The sequence below is a fragment of the Clostridium sp. AM28-20LB genome (assembly GCF_003480665.1).
Classification (GTDB): domain Bacteria; phylum Bacillota; class Clostridia; order Lachnospirales; family Lachnospiraceae; genus Otoolea; species Otoolea fessa.
In genome coordinates this window covers 181,323-198,162 of record NZ_QUJN01000004.1, presented here as the reverse complement: position 1 = coordinate 198,162, position 16,840 = coordinate 181,323, and the positions used below count along the sequence as shown (strand labels likewise).

21 protein-coding genes are annotated in these 16,840 nt (G+C 54.7%); all 21 read right to left on the bottom strand.

From position 1 onward, the window contains the following. Positions 1-62 precede the first annotated feature (62 nt). Positions 63-410 carry a plasmid mobilization relaxosome protein MobC gene (locus DW739_RS10205; RefSeq protein WP_117819240.1) on the bottom strand — a complete coding sequence of 116 codons (348 nt, stop codon included), beginning with the start codon at positions 408-410 and terminating at the stop codon, positions 63-65. Further along, on the bottom strand, positions 407-571 hold the full coding sequence (locus tag DW739_RS14935) for a hypothetical protein (RefSeq protein ID WP_014080207.1): 165 nt from the start codon (positions 569-571) through the stop codon (positions 407-409). The genes DW739_RS10205 and DW739_RS14935 overlap by 4 nt, the downstream gene beginning before the upstream one ends. Before the next feature lie 12 nt (positions 572-583). Beyond that, on the bottom strand, positions 584-1,168 hold the full coding sequence (locus tag DW739_RS10200) for a hypothetical protein (RefSeq protein ID WP_118743006.1): 585 nt from the start codon (positions 1,166-1,168) through the stop codon (positions 584-586). Positions 1,169-1,181: 13 nt separating this feature from the next. Beyond that, positions 1,182-2,141: a hypothetical protein gene (locus tag DW739_RS10195; protein WP_118743005.1), complete on the bottom strand. Its 960-nt coding sequence runs from the start codon at positions 2,139-2,141 to the stop codon at positions 1,182-1,184. A 179-nt stretch (positions 2,142-2,320) separates the two neighbouring features. Then, the gene (locus DW739_RS10190) at positions 2,321-2,674 is read right to left on the bottom strand and encodes a cysteine-rich VLP domain-containing protein (RefSeq protein WP_118743004.1); all 354 of its coding nucleotides are present in this window, start codon (positions 2,672-2,674) and stop codon (positions 2,321-2,323) included. A 4-nt stretch (positions 2,675-2,678) separates the two neighbouring features. After that, on the bottom strand, positions 2,679-2,855 hold the full coding sequence (locus DW739_RS14930) for a hypothetical protein (RefSeq protein WP_014080211.1): 177 nt from the start codon (positions 2,853-2,855) through the stop codon (positions 2,679-2,681). After that, positions 2,852-3,601, bottom strand: coding sequence for a DUF4366 domain-containing protein (locus DW739_RS10185; protein WP_118727025.1), 750 nt, complete (start codon positions 3,599-3,601; stop codon positions 2,852-2,854). The genes DW739_RS14930 and DW739_RS10185 overlap by 4 nt, the downstream gene beginning before the upstream one ends. A gap of 2 nt (positions 3,602-3,603) precedes the next feature. Beyond that, complete coding sequence (locus DW739_RS10180; protein WP_015563850.1) at positions 3,604-3,855, bottom strand: DUF4315 family protein; 252 nt, start codon at positions 3,853-3,855, stop codon at positions 3,604-3,606. Positions 3,856-3,869: 14 nt separating this feature from the next. Continuing rightward, positions 3,870-5,588, bottom strand: coding sequence for a C40 family peptidase (locus tag DW739_RS10175; protein ID WP_118743003.1), 1,719 nt, complete (start codon positions 5,586-5,588; stop codon positions 3,870-3,872). Beyond that, on the bottom strand, positions 5,569-7,839 hold the full coding sequence (locus tag DW739_RS10170) for a VirB4-like conjugal transfer ATPase, CD1110 family (protein ID WP_118743030.1): 2,271 nt from the start codon (positions 7,837-7,839) through the stop codon (positions 5,569-5,571). Before DW739_RS10170 ends, DW739_RS10175 begins: the two co-directional genes overlap by 20 nt. 46 nt (positions 7,840-7,885) lie before the next feature. Further along, a complete protein-coding gene (locus DW739_RS10165) occupies positions 7,886-8,275 on the bottom strand; it encodes a PrgI family protein (protein ID WP_097786401.1) in 390 nt (129 codons plus the stop codon). A 3-nt stretch (positions 8,276-8,278) separates the two neighbouring features. After that, positions 8,279-8,848: an MT-A70 family methyltransferase gene (locus DW739_RS10160; RefSeq protein WP_257319276.1), complete on the bottom strand. Its 570-nt coding sequence runs from the start codon at positions 8,846-8,848 to the stop codon at positions 8,279-8,281. 2 nt (positions 8,849-8,850) lie between these two features. Continuing rightward, positions 8,851-9,630, bottom strand: coding sequence for a site-specific DNA-methyltransferase (locus DW739_RS10155; RefSeq protein WP_110104195.1), 780 nt, complete (start codon positions 9,628-9,630; stop codon positions 8,851-8,853). After that, positions 9,620-10,351 (bottom strand): septation protein SpoVG family protein, encoded by a 732-nt coding sequence (locus DW739_RS10150; RefSeq protein WP_118743002.1) that lies wholly within the window; start codon positions 10,349-10,351, stop codon positions 9,620-9,622. The genes DW739_RS10155 and DW739_RS10150 overlap by 11 nt, the downstream gene beginning before the upstream one ends. A gap of 15 nt (positions 10,352-10,366) precedes the next feature. Next, positions 10,367-11,233, bottom strand: coding sequence for a VirB6/TrbL-like conjugal transfer protein, CD1112 family (locus DW739_RS10145; RefSeq protein ID WP_118743001.1), 867 nt, complete (start codon positions 11,231-11,233; stop codon positions 10,367-10,369). Between the two features lie 11 nt (positions 11,234-11,244). Then, positions 11,245-11,457, bottom strand: a complete 213-nt coding sequence (locus DW739_RS10140) for a Maff2 family mobile element protein (protein ID WP_044963257.1) — start codon at positions 11,455-11,457, stop codon at positions 11,245-11,247. A 95-nt stretch (positions 11,458-11,552) separates the two neighbouring features. Then, a complete protein-coding gene (locus tag DW739_RS10135) occupies positions 11,553-13,388 on the bottom strand; it encodes a VirD4-like conjugal transfer protein, CD1115 family (RefSeq protein WP_118743000.1) in 1,836 nt (611 codons plus the stop codon). Next, a complete protein-coding gene (locus DW739_RS10130; protein ID WP_118718066.1) occupies positions 13,375-13,773 on the bottom strand; it encodes a PcfB family protein in 399 nt (132 codons plus the stop codon). Before DW739_RS10130 ends, DW739_RS10135 begins: the two co-directional genes overlap by 14 nt. A 124-nt stretch (positions 13,774-13,897) precedes the next feature. Continuing rightward, complete coding sequence (locus tag DW739_RS10125) at positions 13,898-14,611, bottom strand: antirestriction protein ArdA (protein ID WP_118742999.1); 714 nt, start codon at positions 14,609-14,611, stop codon at positions 13,898-13,900. Next, positions 14,611-14,952: a hypothetical protein gene (locus tag DW739_RS10120; protein WP_118742998.1), complete on the bottom strand. Its 342-nt coding sequence runs from the start codon at positions 14,950-14,952 to the stop codon at positions 14,611-14,613. Before DW739_RS10120 ends, DW739_RS10125 begins: the two co-directional genes overlap by 1 nt. Before the next feature lie 283 nt (positions 14,953-15,235). After that, positions 15,236-16,684: a ParB/RepB/Spo0J family partition protein gene (locus DW739_RS10115; RefSeq protein ID WP_118742997.1), complete on the bottom strand. Its 1,449-nt coding sequence runs from the start codon at positions 16,682-16,684 to the stop codon at positions 15,236-15,238. Between the last annotated feature and the right edge of the window lie 156 nt (positions 16,685-16,840).

The following is a 16,840-nucleotide window of genomic DNA, read 5'->3' as shown; positions in this document are numbered from 1 at the left end:
TGGGACACTTTGTCCCGAAGTAGAAAAAGCCGGGGAGCGGTATCAACCACTCCCCGGATGGGTCAGAGCTCTACCAGCGCGGAGAGCTGTTTCAAGAGATCAGACAGAGGCCCCCACAAAGCGGCATAGTCCCGCTGCAAGGCCGCGAGTTCTTCGGGATAAATCGCGCCGTAGGTGTTGGCTTGAATTGCCACTTGGTTCAGATTGTTGGAGCAGCGCCGCTGGAGCGAAACCAGCTCACGAACCGGCGAAAGGTCAACATGAAGCACATACCCACTCAGGGCCATTTTCCGAATATAGGCTCCCATGTTACGGATGCCGGCCTCCGCCATACGTTCTTGAATCAGGGCCTGCTCCGTTTCCGACACCATCACATGAAGATGGATCGGACGGCGGCGTTTCTTTGTCATCGCTCCTCACGCTCCCGGCTGCGGCAGGCGCGGGGCGGCTCCTTTACCTTATCCAGCGGCTTTTCCTGTTCGTCTGCCGGAACAGGGTGCGGCAAATGAAATTCACGGTGCAGGCGCAGCACCTCCAGTACAGACAATTCCTGTTCACGTTTCTTTTCCATATACGCACCTCCTTATCTATCGCCACGGTCAGGCTGCCTCCGTTGGGGAGCCGGAGCCTCCGAGCCGCGATCTGCTTCCGCCAACTTTGCCGCATTTTTCATCTGCTCGGCAATCGGACGGGGCCTGTCGGGATTATCAGGCGCAGGACGCAGCTCATAGTCGGATGCCTGTTTTTCCGTTAGCGGGCGGGTATAGGTAAGATAGCCCCAAGCCAAGAACGAGCCATTTTCCACCGGGACGCGCTGATCGTAATTGAAGATTTCATCCGGCTTGTTATAAGGCGGCTTCGGGAATGTCCCGATGTCCACAGGCCGCTGGGTCGAATAATACTTGTAAAGGCCGGGAGCCTCGGTCTGCCTGATCCCGACGTTATAAATACGCTGATAGTCCTGCACCCGGTCTGTGAAATCCTGTTCCATCGCGGTGCGGTCATTTCCATAGTGACCCCATTCATACTGCCGCTGGCCGTCCTTGTCATCATAGCAGGCCCATGTGACATAGCGGGATGGCGCGGTGGGATGTTCGCCCAATGCAAATCCCCGCCCATTTTCCAGCATGACCGCCTTCAAAATAGCATAACCTTGATTTTTGTCCATAGTACACCTCCCATCATCGAGACATTTCTTTGTTTTCTCTCTTTACAAACGGCTGGAGCTGATAAGGACTTGTACCGTCCTCGGGCCGCAGAAAGTCTATCCGGGCCGCAGCACGGATGGCGTTCTGGTTAAGCTGCCGCTGCCATGCCCCTTGGCTGGGAGCCCACTTAAAGCCGTTACTTTTCAGTTCCTGCCGCTGATCGGCATCGGGCTTTTCCTCAAAAATAAGCTGCAAACGGTTTTCAGCCTCGTTGATTTTGGCCTCACCTCCGGGGAATGTCCAGCCAGCAAACTCGGAGCGGCTGCTCAGTTCCTCAATGCGCTGGCGTACACGGCGGATGTTGGCGTTGTTGTTGGAAAGCAGATAGGCGGGGTATGGCTTGCTTTTGTCCAAGTGCCATGACTGCGCCATATCTGCTTTGAGCTTTTCTGCCTGCTCCGGCGTAAGCGCCGGGCAGCCGTCCAGCGTTTTGTGTTTCCGAAAATACGCATTGACCGCCTGCATAGTGGCCTGCTGGGACTCCAGCCCCTCCAGCTTTTTTGTCAGCTTTTCCACGGCCAGATCGTCATCCGCGCTGATCCCACCCATTCCAACAGAGCGGATTTTATCAAGCAGTTTTGAAATCTCCGCATACTCTCCATAGTTGCGATCCCGGGCGGCGTTCTGCTTGTGCTTTTTTGCCACAGGGAAATTACCGCCCCCGGAGATCAGAATAGAGGGCACCCGGGCATCAATCACATTGCGTTCATTCAGATTTTCCGCAAGTTTCCGGGCATAGCGATCCACCAGCGCGTCAATCTTATCATGGTACATGGGATCGACACGGGCTTTCTGGCGTTCCGCCGCTGCATACGCTTCATCGACCATTGCCCGGTAGCCCGCCGTAGCGGAGCCGGGCTGATAGTCGGAAAAGCTGTTCATATCTTTTGCCCGCTTTGCGGCTTCTTCGTTGATCGGATAATATTTCGGCATAGTACCTCCTTCCACAAAAGCCGGAACTTTGGGACAAATTGTCCCAAAGCCCCGGCAGCTAAAATGTTGACAGCATCTCACGGAAACAGGGCCGGACATAGAAACATACACCTCCCGCAGAAAAGGGCCTTAAAAAGCCTTGTCATAAGCGGGTTTAGGCTGGCCTAATTGTCAACACATCAGCCCCGTTTTTTCCGCATATATTCCCGCTGCTGTCTGCGGTGTGCCGCCTTTGCACAGGCCGCCGAACAATAGGTTTGCCGTCCATCAGGAGCCACGGCTCTGCCGCATACCGGGCAAGCCTTGAAATCTGGCCTTGGCCCTTCTGTCAGCAGCGCAACCTCCAGCGCCGGATCAAGGGGCAGAACTGCCTCGCGGAAGTAGCGGCAATAAGCCCCTGTCCAGCATTTCCCAAACATATAGCACTCGCAATCCAGCGGCAGGCAGCCGCAGTCCCGGTCATAGTTGGCACACCATTTTGACACCAGCCTGCGGATTGCCGCTTTTTCTGTCCGGGTCAGTTCTCGGCCCACAGTATCACCTCCCGTTGCCCGGTGGTTTGAGCTGCTCCCGGTAGCAGAACACGCAGCCGATCCCGCGCCAGTAAGGGCAGCCGTCACAACGGGAGCCCTTCGGCGGCAGGCTTGGCGGCACACCCTTAAAGTAGCTTTTTTCTTTCATAAATCCCTCATAGGGGTTGTTGGTAAATCTCATTCATTATCCTCGCTTTCGGTATCGTCCTCGTCCCAAGGCGGCCCATCGTCCTCGGAATCGTCATAATCAGCCAGTTCCTCACTATAATCTTCTTCGGGTACAGCAGCTTTTTCATGCTTCGGGCGGTAAATTTTGAAGTACCAGCCTGCACCGCCGCCCAGAACAGCCACTGCCAAAATCAGCAGAAGCATCCCGGTATTGCTTTTCTGCTGGGGCTCGGGTTCCGGCTCCTCCGCAGGTTCTGTCACCGGGGCGGGTTCGGGAGCTGTGCCAGCACACTCGGTCATGTTGACCGCGCAGACCTCGCAATCCGTATGGATGGCTCCGGGCGCACATTTTTCTGTGCAGGAGCAGGCCGGAAGTTCTCCGCCAGCGGCCTCCAGTGCCGCCAGCAGATCGGCTTCATCCACCATGTTCAAAAAGTAGGTGTGATACTGTTCGCCGTCCTCGTCCACAGGCTTGTCATAGTCAATGACAATGTAAAAGGTGTTGCCGCCGCTGGTTTCCACCGTGATGAACTGTTTGTTGGTTGCGGCATCGTAGAGCAGATCGCGGGTCACAAGGTTTCCATCCTCCGAAAAGCCCTCGCCCGGGGTAATGGTAGGCGCTGGCTCCGGGGCCGGAGTTTCTTCCACAACAGGCGGTTCCTCATTCCCGCCGTCCGAATAGGCATAGGCCGGAATCGCAAAGCCGCATAAAAGAACGGCGGAGCAAAGCCCCGCCGCCAACATACGAAAGTGTTTCATATTCAGTTTTCCTCCTTTTCTTCTTCGGACTTCGGGACACTTTGTCCCAAAGTACCTCCGTCCTTCAGCTTTTCAAACAGCAGCGGGAGCTCCGTAAGGGAAATGCTCATACCGCGCACAATGTCCACGATCTCGCTGTTTTCCGCCTCCAGCTTTTTCTGCTCCAGCTCCTTGAGCCGGGCCTGCTGTTCACTGATTTTGGCCTTGACCTTATCAATCTCGGCCTGAATTTTCATGCTTTTGGTAGTTGCCATTTCAAAACCTCCTGTCACGGTAAACGCCCGTAGGCGTAAAAATGAGATTGCCAGTAGCTTGTATTCAAATTTGCGTAGCCGATGGGATCTCCGCAATGCAGCATTTTTCCATCACCGACATAAATCCCGCAATGGCTCACGCCCGGCGTGTCATAGGTGCCTTTGAAGAACACCAGATCACCGGGTTTGGGAGAACTGGTCGGCGTACAGATGTTATAGAGCCCCTGGGCTCCCAGCCTGCCCACATTCCAGCCGGAGTGATTGATGACCCACGAAACGTACCCCGAGCAATCAAAGGAAGTGGCAGGAGAACTGCCGCCCCACACATAGGGATAGCCGATATATTTCTGCGCCTCGGCAAGCATCGCGGCAAAGGTTTCATCGTCCAGATATTCTCCGGGCACTTCGTAATCACCGGGTTTCCCGGTAATGTACTTATTCACATAGGGAGAATCCGGAAACAGGTCAGGACGGTTTCCCAGCGTTGCCATATAGATGGCATACCGGGAAAGCTGATCCTCACCCATAACGTATACAGGCACATGGGAAAAATCAAAATTTTCCAGCGTGACCGTACAGATGTAATAATCGTAAGGCACCTGATAGGTGTCCGTATGGGAGTTGCCATCCTCGTCCGTCCATGTGTCGGTTTCCGTGCGATACCGGGTTTCCACCACTACATCCTCCGTGAGAATATACTGGCGGTCAAACAGCATTTGCAGCGTTCCCTGTACTTCGTCTATTGTCCATTGCCCCTCATGGAGCGCACACAAAAGAGAAAGCAGCACATAGGGGTCATGTTCGATTTCGTCCAGATCGAAGTGGTATTCGTCATAGTCATGGGTGCTTTCATAGGTGTCCAGATAATGCTGCAAATCATCTTCCAGCGCACAGTAGGCAGCTTCGGCGGCCAGCATATCCCGATCCTCGCAAGGATAGGTGCTGGCCCCTAATGCACCGGCCCCGGCGTTCCCCAGCATAAGCATGGTAGAGGAACAGGACTGCATAGCAAACAGGAGTAACACACAGAGCACCGCAACCACGGCACCTGCGGGATGACTTTTGACAAATTCCACTGCCCGGGCGGTCAGGCGTTCTGTGGCTGTGGCAGTTTTCCCCGCCGCAGCCGCGCCCTGCTTTGCAGCCTCCTTTGCCTGCTTGCGATATTGCCTGCGGAGCCGTTGCTTCTGCCAGTAGCGGGTAAGCGCATTTTTCGTCAGCTCCGGGTGCTCCTGTGCGGCGGTGTGAAAATGGTAGTCCGCCGTGTACTTGGTATAGCGGGCCTCGGCCTTGCGTACCACTTTTGCCGGATGTTCCCGGACTTTACGGCGCACAAAGCGGGAGCCATGCCGCAGTGCGGTTTCTCCCACAAGCTCAGAACGGTGTGCGCCTTCTGTGCCGACATTTTCCTGTTCCACTTCAAAAATCTTGCCATGCACGAAGCTGTGAACGGAACCACTGGCAACACGGCCTATGCGTTTTACCGGGCCGGGCTTTTTCGGCGGCTTTTGTTTTGCCAGCTTCTCCCGGGCCTGTTCCAGCTTTTCGCCTTGGGACTCCATACGGAGCTTTGCTGCCGCAGCCTGTTCTTGCTGGCTCTTTTTGCGGAACTTGGACTTTGGGACACTTTGTCCCGAAGTGTCGGAAGCCTCCGGCCCGGACTGCTCCTCGTCAGGGGCGTGGGCGGTCTGCGACCAAGCCTCCTCCTTGGCCTTATTCGTTTTTCGTTTCATTCTTCATATCCTCCGGGCGGGTAGTCAGCAGGTCATAGATTTCTCCGCGAGGGAACCGATCCACAAACGGGATGGTCACATTTCCATAGAACAACAGCCCCTCGCCGGAATTGCTGTGTGTGATATAGGAAAGCTGGTGCTCGGAAATACCGAGCTGTTTTGCCAGAATGGTACGGTCACTCTGCGCCTGCGAAAGCAGAATCATAAAATCCGTGTTGTCCAGAATGTTCTCGATTTCACGGCTTGCCAAAAGGTCTTTGACGTTCTGCGTCAAAGCAGACGGCACACATCCTTTTTTACGCAGCATTTTCCAGACCGCCACAAAGTAGCTGGCTGTCAGTGGATCACGGAGCAGAATGTGAAACTCGTCAAAGTAGCACCAAGTTGCCGCGCCCTCGTGGAAGTTCTGATCCACCGCCTGCGAAACAAACTCGTTTGTGATGTGCATTGCAATCTTTCTAAGGTTTTCGCCCATGTTTTTCAGAACGATGCACACCACACGGCTGTCCGTCTTGACGTTGGTAGGATGGTTAAAAAGATTGAGGGAGCCTGTACAATAAAGCTCTAAGGCAGTTGCCACGCGCCGGGCCTCGGGCTCCGGCTGGCGTAAGAGCTCTTCGTACAAATCCTGCAACAGCGGTGCTTTTGCAGTTTCCAGTCCGAGCGCCTGTTCCCGGTACACCAAACGCACACAGCGGTCAATGACCGTCTTTTCAATGGGCTGCAAGCCTTCCTTGCCGCCGACCACCAGCTCGCATAGGGACAAAAGAAAATCCGCCTTCATGGAAAGCGGGCTTTCTCCGGCGGCCATATTGAGCTCCACATCCATCGGATTGAGGTGGTGCGGGCTGTCCGGGGCAATCTCGATCACCTGGCCGCCCAGCCTTCGCACCAGCGGAGCGTATTCGCCCATCGGGTCAACCACGATGATCCGATCCTGCGGGATGGTGAGAAACACATTCAAGAGCTCGCGCTTTGCGGCAAAGCTCTTGCCGGAGCCCGTAGAGCCCAAATACATCCCGTTTGCCGATTTCAGCTTTTTGCGGTCAGCCATGATGACATTGTGAGAAAGTGCGTTCATGCCATAGTAGAGGGCCTGCCCAGCCATGCGGAGCTCCCTTGTCATAAAAGGAATAAAGATGGCTGTGGAGCTGGTGGTCATACCGCGCTGGATTTCTACCTCGTTGTAACCAAGGGCCAACGAGGAAACAAAGCCCTGTTCCTGTTGCCAGTCCAGACGGCGCAGAGCGCAGTTGTATTTCTGCGCGATACCGCCCACGGTAAACACATCGTTTTCCAGACGCTGGCGGGTAGGGGCAAGGTTTACCACCGTAAAGGTCAGCAGAAACATTCGTTCATTGCGGGATTGCAAATCAGCCAGAAGCTCCGCTGCATCCTTGCTGAATGTGATCAGGTCAGGGGGAAGAATATCCGGGTCATAGCCGGAACGCACAGCCTTTCTCTGTTCCTCCACCTTCATTTTTCCGATGTCCGAGATTTTCCCCTTGATGGTTTTAATTGCCTTGAGCTGATCCACGGTCTGAATGTGCATGGTCACGGTCATTTCAGCATCCAGCTCCAAGATTTCCGCCAGCAGCTTATCCGAAAGCTCCGATGCCATAATCTGCAAGTAGGACACCGCGCCCCAATACTGGCCAATACGGAATGTGCGGGACTGGTGGAAGTCGAGGCTGTCCGGGGCAATAAAGTCTTTTGTGCCGAGCCCGGTCTGCGGGATGTCTTTCCACGAAAAGCGAAACGCCTCGCGGCTCCCCGGATGCATCTGGCTATGAAGCAGCGCAAGGCGGGCCCGCCCGTCCATCGGCTCCGAGGGAACGCCCAGCCGCTTAAAGTTTCCCATGACATCAGCCTCCACACGCTCCAGACGGGGCCGTGCCTCCGCAATCCCCTCGGCGGGTATGCCAAAGGTAATGTATTTTGAGCGTTCAATGCCGTTATTGCTTTTGGCAATCTGATTTTTCAGCATCCCGGTAAACTCATCCCGGACGCTGTTATAGTTGTCATCCGCTTTCGGGATATTGACCTGATAGCGGCTGCGGGAATGGGAACGGCGGTTGATAAAGGAAAGCTGGAACGGCAGCGAACTGTCAAAGTAGTTGAGAAATGAGCTCCATCCGCTGAATATGGCAGTCTGATCCTCGGTGGATGCCACGGAGTAATTGATGTCCTCATATTCCACGGTTTTTGTATAGAGCCCACCCGGGAGCTTGCACACACCGTCCGGGTGCATGGACAGATACGGGATTGTCTGTTGGGCAGACAGGGTCGCCCGGCCTTTACCCTTGGCGGCGGCTCCGTTTTTTTTCTTTGTGTTTTTCAATCACATCCTCCTTTCCAGCGCCCGGCCCGGCAAAGGGCGCATAAATGTTTTCGGTTCGGTAGGCCCTGATCCCCGGCCTTAGAAACTTGGCCCGGATGATATTCCGCACCACCTTTTCAAAGGGTAAGCCGTCCTTTTCATACATGGCCAGCAGGAACGCCGGGAGCATAATTCCCAGCATGAGAAACATCGCCCCGGTATTGCCGAGGGTGCCACGGGTCAGCAGATAGGCCGGAATCCCCACTGCGCCCGCGCTGCCGAAGCAGACAAGCTGGCGTTTGGTGAGGTTGAAAGCCATCTTTGTTTTGATTTTGGATAAATCGTTTGGTACGTTTACATAGGGCATAGATCACACTCCTTTCTGTACTTCGGGACAATGTGTCCCAAAGTCCGGGATGGTTGGTGTTACTTCATTTCCCCATACAGCCCAGCCGGGCGGGGTCTGCCTGGCAAAGAGCTCCACGCGGGGCAGATCGCCCATCAGGGAAATGATTTTGGCGCGGGCCTCGTCCGGCTTTTTGCTATGGGCTTCAATCGGGGAAATGATGAATTGATGAATGTTGGCAGCCTGCCGCTTTGGATGTCCCTTGGTCGCCAGCAGGCAGATTTCTGCATTGCCCCTTGTCCAGAAGCCAAGGCCGTAAAACCAACTATCCGCCTTCTTGTTCTTTTTCAGCCAGACGAAAGCAACGCTTTTGTAGGTGAAGCCCCAAGCCTCGATCAGCCGGAGCGCCTCCGGGAGCTGCGGGAAGGTGGCCCATAAAAAGAGTGCGCTGTCCGGGGCTGCAAGATCAGCCACAGGCAACGCACATAAATCCTCAATGCTCATAGTGGGATAATGATTTTCCGCCGCGCCCTGTACTTTCTTAGCCGAGTAGCGCCAAGGGGGATCGGCGTAAATGATAGAATACTGCTGGATAATTACACTCCTTTCTCGCCGGAGCTTTTTACTGCCTGCGCCGCACGGATGCGCTCACTGGCGGCGGCATAAAAGGACGGGGCCGTTTCAAAGCATACAAAGCGGCGTTCTGTGTTGATGGCTGCAATCGCGGTTGTGCCGGAGCCAACGCAAATGTCCGCGACCAGTTCTCCGGGGTGGGTATAGGTGCGGATCAGATACTCGCAGAGCTCCACGGGCTTCTGCGTGGGGTGAATGCCGCCGGACACCGTAGGCACAAAAAGTACATTTCCGGGATAGCGGCGGCCATCGTTGGACTCCGATCCCTGCCGTTCAAATTTCCCATAGTTGGAGCTTGTACCGCTTCGGGAATGAACGCGGGCATAAGGCTTGCCATAAGTAAACTGCGGATTGTAGACCGGGGACTTCTGGTAAAACACCAAGATATTCTCGGACTTTTTTAGTGGAGCCCGGTTTGCATTGAGAAAGCCCGTTCCGCGCTCCTTGTACCAAATCCACTCATAGCGGAGCATGGCGAGGTTGGATGCGCCCAGCACCTTGTCAAAGGGGCACTGTGCGAAAAACAGCACTGCGCCATTCGGCTTGACCGCCCATTTCACCGCCTCCCACAGCTCCGGGAGCGGCAGGGGCACATCCCAATAATTCCGGGTTGTGCCGTAGGGCGGATCAGTCAGCAGCATATCCACGCTATGTTTTGGCAAAGAACGCAGGCCCTCGATGCCGTCCATGAGAAACAAGCCCTCCTTCGGGACACTTTGTCCCAAAGTGCGGCTATCGGTCATTGCGGGCCTCCTTTGCTTTGGCAGGTGCAAGCCGGGCGGCATTTTCTTTTCCCGCTTGTTTCGCGGCCTCGGCCATCTGCTCCTTGATCGGGGCAGGCCGTACCGCCTGGGCCCGTGCAACAAGCTGTTCCACCGCCGCATGATACGCCTCCACACCAGCCGCATTGATCCGTTCCTGGGTGGCACGGTCAGGAATCCGAACCGTAGCCCGGTATCCCGTCCGGCTGGCAGGATCTGGTTTAGAGGGAGCACCGAGGAAAATCCCGTTTTTCCCATCCACAACCTTAAAATCGTCGATGACCACACCGCCAAAGTTGACGCTGGCGAAGCCGATCAGTTTACCCTGCGGCTCAATCGGGCGGACAGACACCGAGATCGGAACAACCGCCTCTTGCAAGACGGCATCCGTCCGCATTTTTACCGCCTCGTCAATGTTAACGCCCTTGACTTCTGCAAGCTCCGCGATGGGGGCATCAAACAGCCAGCGCCGCTCCTCCGCAGCAATCTGCTCCGGGGTCAGCAATACATCGTCCTTCTTACTCAGATAAAATTCCTCCTTTCCGTTTGCCGGAGCAGGCTGGGCGGGGTCGTCCATCAACTCTTTTCTTTGCAGGACGGCCTCTGTTTCCGCCATAAAGCGGTAAGCGTCCGCCTCAGTAAACTCCTCAGGTGTTTTTCCATTCCATAAGCGCGTTCCGTCTGCCCCGTATCTTCTCGGCATAAGTACCACCTCCTGTTAATGAGCGCCGAAGATACGCTGGGCAATGCTCCCGGTCTTAAAGAGCATGAAGCAAAGCAAAACCGTGTAGCCCACAGTTCCCCAAATTGCCCCGATGGGATCGCCGCTTGTTGCGATGCCTTGAATGAGCACTGCGTAAATTGCAACACATACAAGGATCAGCAGCCCTTGAAAGCCCACGGCAAACAAGGACTTGATGTAGTTCTGCCCGGTGCCGCCAAACTCCCGGTTGGAAAGCGTAGCAACGGGGATGGGGGCCAGACTGGTCAGCAGATAGATTTCCAGCATCCTGCCATACACCAAAACGAAAATGATAATTCCCATCGCCTTCATCGTGAAGCCAATGAGCGCAGACTGCAGCCACAGCCCCAAAAGTGGCCCCAAGTCCATCGCCTCCAGCGAGGTTTCCAGTTCGGCAAGCATATCCGCCGAAACATCGGTAGAGCCTTGAATCAGCCCGCCTGCCTGCGCGATAACGCTCTGCGACACATCGAACACGGCCATGACGATATTGAATGTATTTGACAGGATCAGGATTGCACAGGCCGTTTTGAACATCCATTTATAAAGGTTCGCAACGTCAACCTCGTGCATATTGTTCTTTTCCAAAAGCATCTGTATGAGCTCATAAGTGGCAACAAAGGTCAGCACCATTCCGGCAATCGGCAGGATCACCGTTTCGGAAAGCTGTCGGATCAGGGAGAAAACCCCGGCGTGCCACGCCGCCGGGGTAGTCCCTACCTGTGCCGCAATCTCTCCGACTTGGGCATTGACGGTATCAAAAAGCCCTTCGAGGTTCCCCATGATCCCGCCAATCAGAAGCTCTTTGAGCCAGTTTGTGAGCCAGTCGGTGAGAAAATCCATAAGCGCCTACCTTAAAACAGGCCAGACAGCAGAGGGATCAGTGTGGTGCCAATGACGATGATGCCGCCGCCCGCCATGAGCTGCTTCATGCCCTGGGACTTGGAGCCCGGGTTATCCGAGCCGTAGCCCTCCAGCAGATTAACCACGCCCCACACGCCAAGGCCAGCACCGAGAGCAATAACGAGGGTCTGTAAAGTGTCGATTGCAGATGAGAAAAATGCCATATAAGCCTCCATTTCTCCGGGATTTTCCCGGTAACAAAAAAGCCGCCCATACAGGCGGCAGGTTACAAACTTCGGGACACTTTGTCTCGAAGCGTTTATGCAAAGGCGTCTGGATCGTCGATGTCATCATAGTTGAGGATGTCCTCGTCCTCTTCCGTGAGTGCATCGTCCGGCACAGTCACCTCATACATCGTACACGCCTCGTTCAGCCGGGGCCGCCTGCGGCGGTTAATGAGCCTGTCGAGGTCAAAAGCGTTTTTCTGTTTATCGGCCTCCGCCGTATAACGGTAGTTCGGATGCCGTTTCAGATCATACTTGGGAGAGAAAAACGGGGGCAGACCCCGAAGCTGCAAAATACATTTGTCTCCCGGCATGGTTGCAAGCTCGGCTGGGGTCATTAGTTCCCGGCCCAGCCGCTGGGTGTTTTGACTGTAGCTTTCCGACTGGCCACGGGAGCGGCTGTCGGTCTGCATACTGATTGTGGCTTTTCCCAGCCAGTTCTCGGAGATTTCCTTGATAGTGCTGGCTTCGCGGCCACCGAGGAACACCACGCTGTCCATGTTGCCGAGGATTGTCTCGGCGTGCTTATCGTAAATGGCCTTGCACTGTGCCAACTGCTGATACAGCAGGCAAAGACTCACCTCGCGGGAGCGGATAACCGCGACCAGCTTTTCGAGCTGGGGCACCTGTCCCGTGTTGGCTGCCTCGTCCCACAGCACCCGTACATGGTGCGGCAGGCGGCCACCGTGAACATTGTCCGCACGTTCACACAGGAGGTTGAACATCTGCGAAAATGCAAGTGCCACTAAAAAGTTGTAGGTCTGCGTGGTATCGGAAATAATGAAGAATACCGCCGTTTTCCGATCTCCGATGCGGTCAAGCTCCAATTCGTCATAGGCCATGACCTCACGAAGCTGCGGGATGTCAAAGGGAGCCAGTCGCGCACCGCAGGAAATCAAAATGCTTTTTGCCGTCTTGCCGCTGGCCAATTTGTACTTTTTATACTGTTTGACCGCGAAGCAATCCGGCTTGCGCTTTTCGAGCCCGGCAAACATATAGTCCACCGCGTTCATAAAATCCTCGTCATCCTCCTTGACCTCCATGCCAGAAATCATATCCACAAGGGTGTTCATGTTCCGATCCTCGGCAGGCCCCTCGAAAATGATGTAGGCAATCAGGGCGCAGTACAAAAGCGTTTCCGATTTCGTCCAGAATGGATCGCCTTCCTTGCCTTCGCCCTTTGTGTTGGAAATCAGGGCATCCACGAATTTCAGAATATCGGCCTCATTGCGGATATACGCCAGCGGGTTATAGTGCATGGATTTTGAAAAATCTATGCTGTTGAATACCTTGATTTTGTACCCGCGTTTTTGCAGGAAACCCCCGACCTGTCCCAGCACACCGCCTTTGGGATCGACCACCACATAAGAGGAATGAGCCTGTAAAAGCTGGGGCGTGAGCCAGAAGCGGGTTTTGCCGGAGCCGGACGAGCCGATAATACAGCAATTCAGATTTCGGGCATTTGCGGGAATTTTCGGACGGGTATTCATCGTGAGAAACTCCGTCCCGGTCAAAATCACGTTGTTTTCAAACTTCGGATCGACAAACGGTTTGATGTCTTTTTCCGTTCCCCACCGGGCGCTGCCGTATTCTGCATCCCGCCGGAACTTCTTGGCGTTCTTGCTTTTGAAATAGATCAGCAGCCGGAAAACGATTGCGCCCACAATGCCGACAAGCCAATCCAGCGGGGCAAGACCGGGTGCAAAGTCAGCAAAGGCCGGGCCAATCGTCTGGCCCAGCCCGATGAGCTTATGTGCAAAATCGTTACCCGCCGCCAGCCGGTAGGCCGTTCCCAGCTTGAGGAACGCCCACAGGATGAACAGATAGGGAATGTTCAGAATGAGATATTTTCTAATCTTATCTGTCCTCATGGGCCACCTCCTTTGCATGTTCTTTCTGTTTCGGCTTTTCTTTGGAAAGCTGATCCGCCGCCTGTTGCAGTTGTTCTCGGATGGGAACTCGGTTCGATTTTGCTTTGCTTAACACCTTCCGGGAATACTCAGAAAAGCAGGCGGTCATTGCGTCTGCCTGTCCAGCCTTGAAAAACAACAGGTATTTGTCCGGCCCGGTTTTATAGAACGCATAGTCTACATTCCATTTCCGGGCCACGCGGTCAAAGGACTTGGCATCCCCGGATAGCTCAATGCTGTTGGTGGCTGTACCGTGGGCCATGAGCTTTCGCACACTTTGTTTTCCGTGCGGTACTTGCCGCCCACGGTATGCCTTGCGGATCTTCCGGCCCACCATGCCCAGCACATACGCCAGTCCCCGCGCCGTCAGCTTGGTTGTTTTTACGGATATGGCTATCGTGCGCCGGGAAATATCTTCATCAATCAGTTACACCGCCTCCTTCCTTGGGACAATTTGTCTCGAAGTGCCATCACCGATCCCCACGGTCTTTTTTCTGCATTTGACGGTAGCCCTCCAAAGAAGAACCGTCTATGATTTCCTGATAAGCGGCCATTTGCTCCCGGATAGAGAGCTTCGGGAAAGAGAATACCTTATGCTCCTTGGGAATATCCTGCAAGCCGTGATACACTTCCACGAAATGATCGCTTTCTTTGACAACATAGCCGCCCGGGGCAAAATGGCCGTTTTCGTGGATGCAGGCATCCCGGCCATACGCCTCATAATCGAAATACGGTTTTACCTGATTCGGCACATCCAACATTTCCAGATCGTCCACATAAATACGCCCCAGCGTTTCCTCATCGGATACGCCGGGGTAAAAGCCGTAACAGTCCAGATTTTGTGTCAGATTGATGATGTCCCGCACCGAGGAACAGTGATCGCCGCTGTCGAGGACGGCCTCCAGTGTTTCCAGCTCCGATGAGGTAAGCTCGGAAAGCAGGCAGGCCAGATGATTAAGCTCGTCCAGATTTTCATACTCGCTCAAATGATCATAGAGCCCCAGCACATCCCCATCGAAAGAGGTAATAAAAATTTCCTGATAGCGGACGCCATCCACGCCGATCCGTTTCAAGAGAGCCTCCACCTCCTGGGCGGTTGTGGGAAATTTCAGTGTTTCACCCACAAGCTGGCCCTCGCTGTACTTTCCGGCGTTGGTAACGTAGGCTTCAAACAGGGTTGCCATTAGCGGCGGCCCTGTCCCTTGACGGTCAGGATGCCCTCAAGGGTTGTTGCCGTAATTCCCAGCCGCTGGGCCACGGCAATATCATTTTTCATGGCTTCGGTCATACTGTGCCCGCAAACAACCAGCACATGAGAACGGCGGAGCAGGTCACGGCACATGTCGATGCCGCTTTTATGCTCCTCGGGAACAGCATCATTGAGAAACAGGGGCAAGTACAGGGGCGGGCAAATAGGAGAAAAGCCTGCTTCATACACGGTGCGGCAATACTGCGCCGCCAGTTCTGCGTTTTCGCTATCGCCGCAGAGCCATGCAGCGGTGATATAAGCAAGGGGTCGTTTCATCGTTCATACCTCCGATATTTTAATAAGAAAGTTCAACCCAAACCCCACGCCCTTTCCCAGTCTTGGGAAAGGGGGCGGCTCTGGAGGATATACCCCCGCCGCTTGCCGGGGAAATAGCACAGCCGGAGCAGACCGTCAAGGGCGAGCCGCCGAAAACGGCGGTGCGCTGCACCCTTGACGGCCCACTCCCGGCTGTACTAAAAAACAGGCGGCGACGGGGGATATATACCACCAGAGCCTCTGCGCGAGGGCGGGGCCCTCGGGACAAAGTGTCTCGAAGTTGTTACTTGTCAAGTTCCTGCTTTTTCGGGGCTTTTGCCTGCTCCGGCGGCTGTTTTTCTTTCCAGTCATCCAGCAGGGACATAATCTGTTCTTTCATTTTGGCGGGAGTGACCTCCTTGCCAAAATACTTTTCCAGTTCCGCAGTAGAAATAATCACGCCTCGATCCTCCTTTTTCTGTTCTGATAAGATACCGTCAATGACATCGCCGTTAAGCTTACCTTCCTTATCCAGCTCCCGGAGCCGTTTAGCCTGGGCCAGCGAGGGCGAAGCCTGCTCCCCGTCAATGGAAACAGCAATAAGCCTCTGATTTTTCGGTTTGATGTAGGAAAGCTCCACGGCAGGCATGAAGCCCATCTTTTTATCGTCTACCTTATCCAGAAGCTCCGGCACAAGGGAGTTGAGCCGCAAGTAGCGCATGACCTTTTTATAGTTCATTTCATGCGCCTCGCCTACAATCTCAACCGAGCGTTTCCCGACATCGCCTTCCGCAACACCTTTCAGCCGCCCGCCCTGATGCTTGATGTCCTCAACCTCGAGTTCCAGCAGCGCGGCCAATTCGCTGGGGAGCATCCCGTCACGCTGCTTGTTGCTGTCCTTCATGGCCTGTACCGCTTCGTGGTCGGTCATTTCACGGACGATAAAGGGCATTTCCTCCAGTCCAGCCAGCTCACTACCGTGGGTACGGCGATGGCCCGCTACAATTTCATAGCCGTTTCCATCTTTCTCCGGGCGGGCAAGACCGGGAACCATTACACCGTTTACGCGGATAGAAGCAACGATTTCCTGCATCTTCGCATCGTCCCGTACCTTAAAGGGGTGCGGACGGAATGTGTGAAACGGATGAACCTCGGAAAGTTTCAGATAAACCAGCTTGCCTTCCTCAACCGGGCGGGGCGGTGTAGTCGGCTCGGGAGCCGTCTGTTCCACAGCGGCAGTTTCCTTCAGTGCCGTATCCTGTGCGGGCTTAATGGGCTCCTTGGCATCCGGGGCCTTTCCATCGCTTCGGGACACTTTGTCTCGTTTGGACGGCTTGGGCTTGTCAGGGGCCGCCTTATCCGCCTTGGGTGGGCGGCCCTTGCGGGCCCCAGCCGATTTCTCCGCTTTCTGATTTTCAGTCGCAGCCTTTTCCGCTTTCGGCGGACGGCCACGGCGCGGCTTTTTCGGTTCCTCCGTATTGGCGGGCTGCGGTGTTTCTCCGGGGGCTGCCGCCTCTGGCGTTTCGGAGGTTTCCGCCTTTTCGACTTCGGCGCGGGCGTTCTGCCTCTTTTCCGCCATAAGTTCATTGATTTTGTCAAAGGACACAACCACATCGCCGGACTCAGGTATGGCAGGCCCGGTCTGTTCCTGCTGGGGCTCAGACGCTGCGGCCTGTTCGGGTGTAATGATAGGCTCGGCGGCCTCCGGGGAAATATTCTCCGCAGGGCCAGTATTCAATTTTTCATCGGCCATTTACGATCCTCCTTTTCGTTAAAGTTGCACAAATTTGAACGCTAAAATTTTGTAGTTATTTTTGTGCCTCCTTTCCGTCTATCCACGCAAAAAAGCCGCCCGTTTTTTATGCCGGACGGCTTTTTGCGTAATGTGATAGATCAAATATTATTTTTT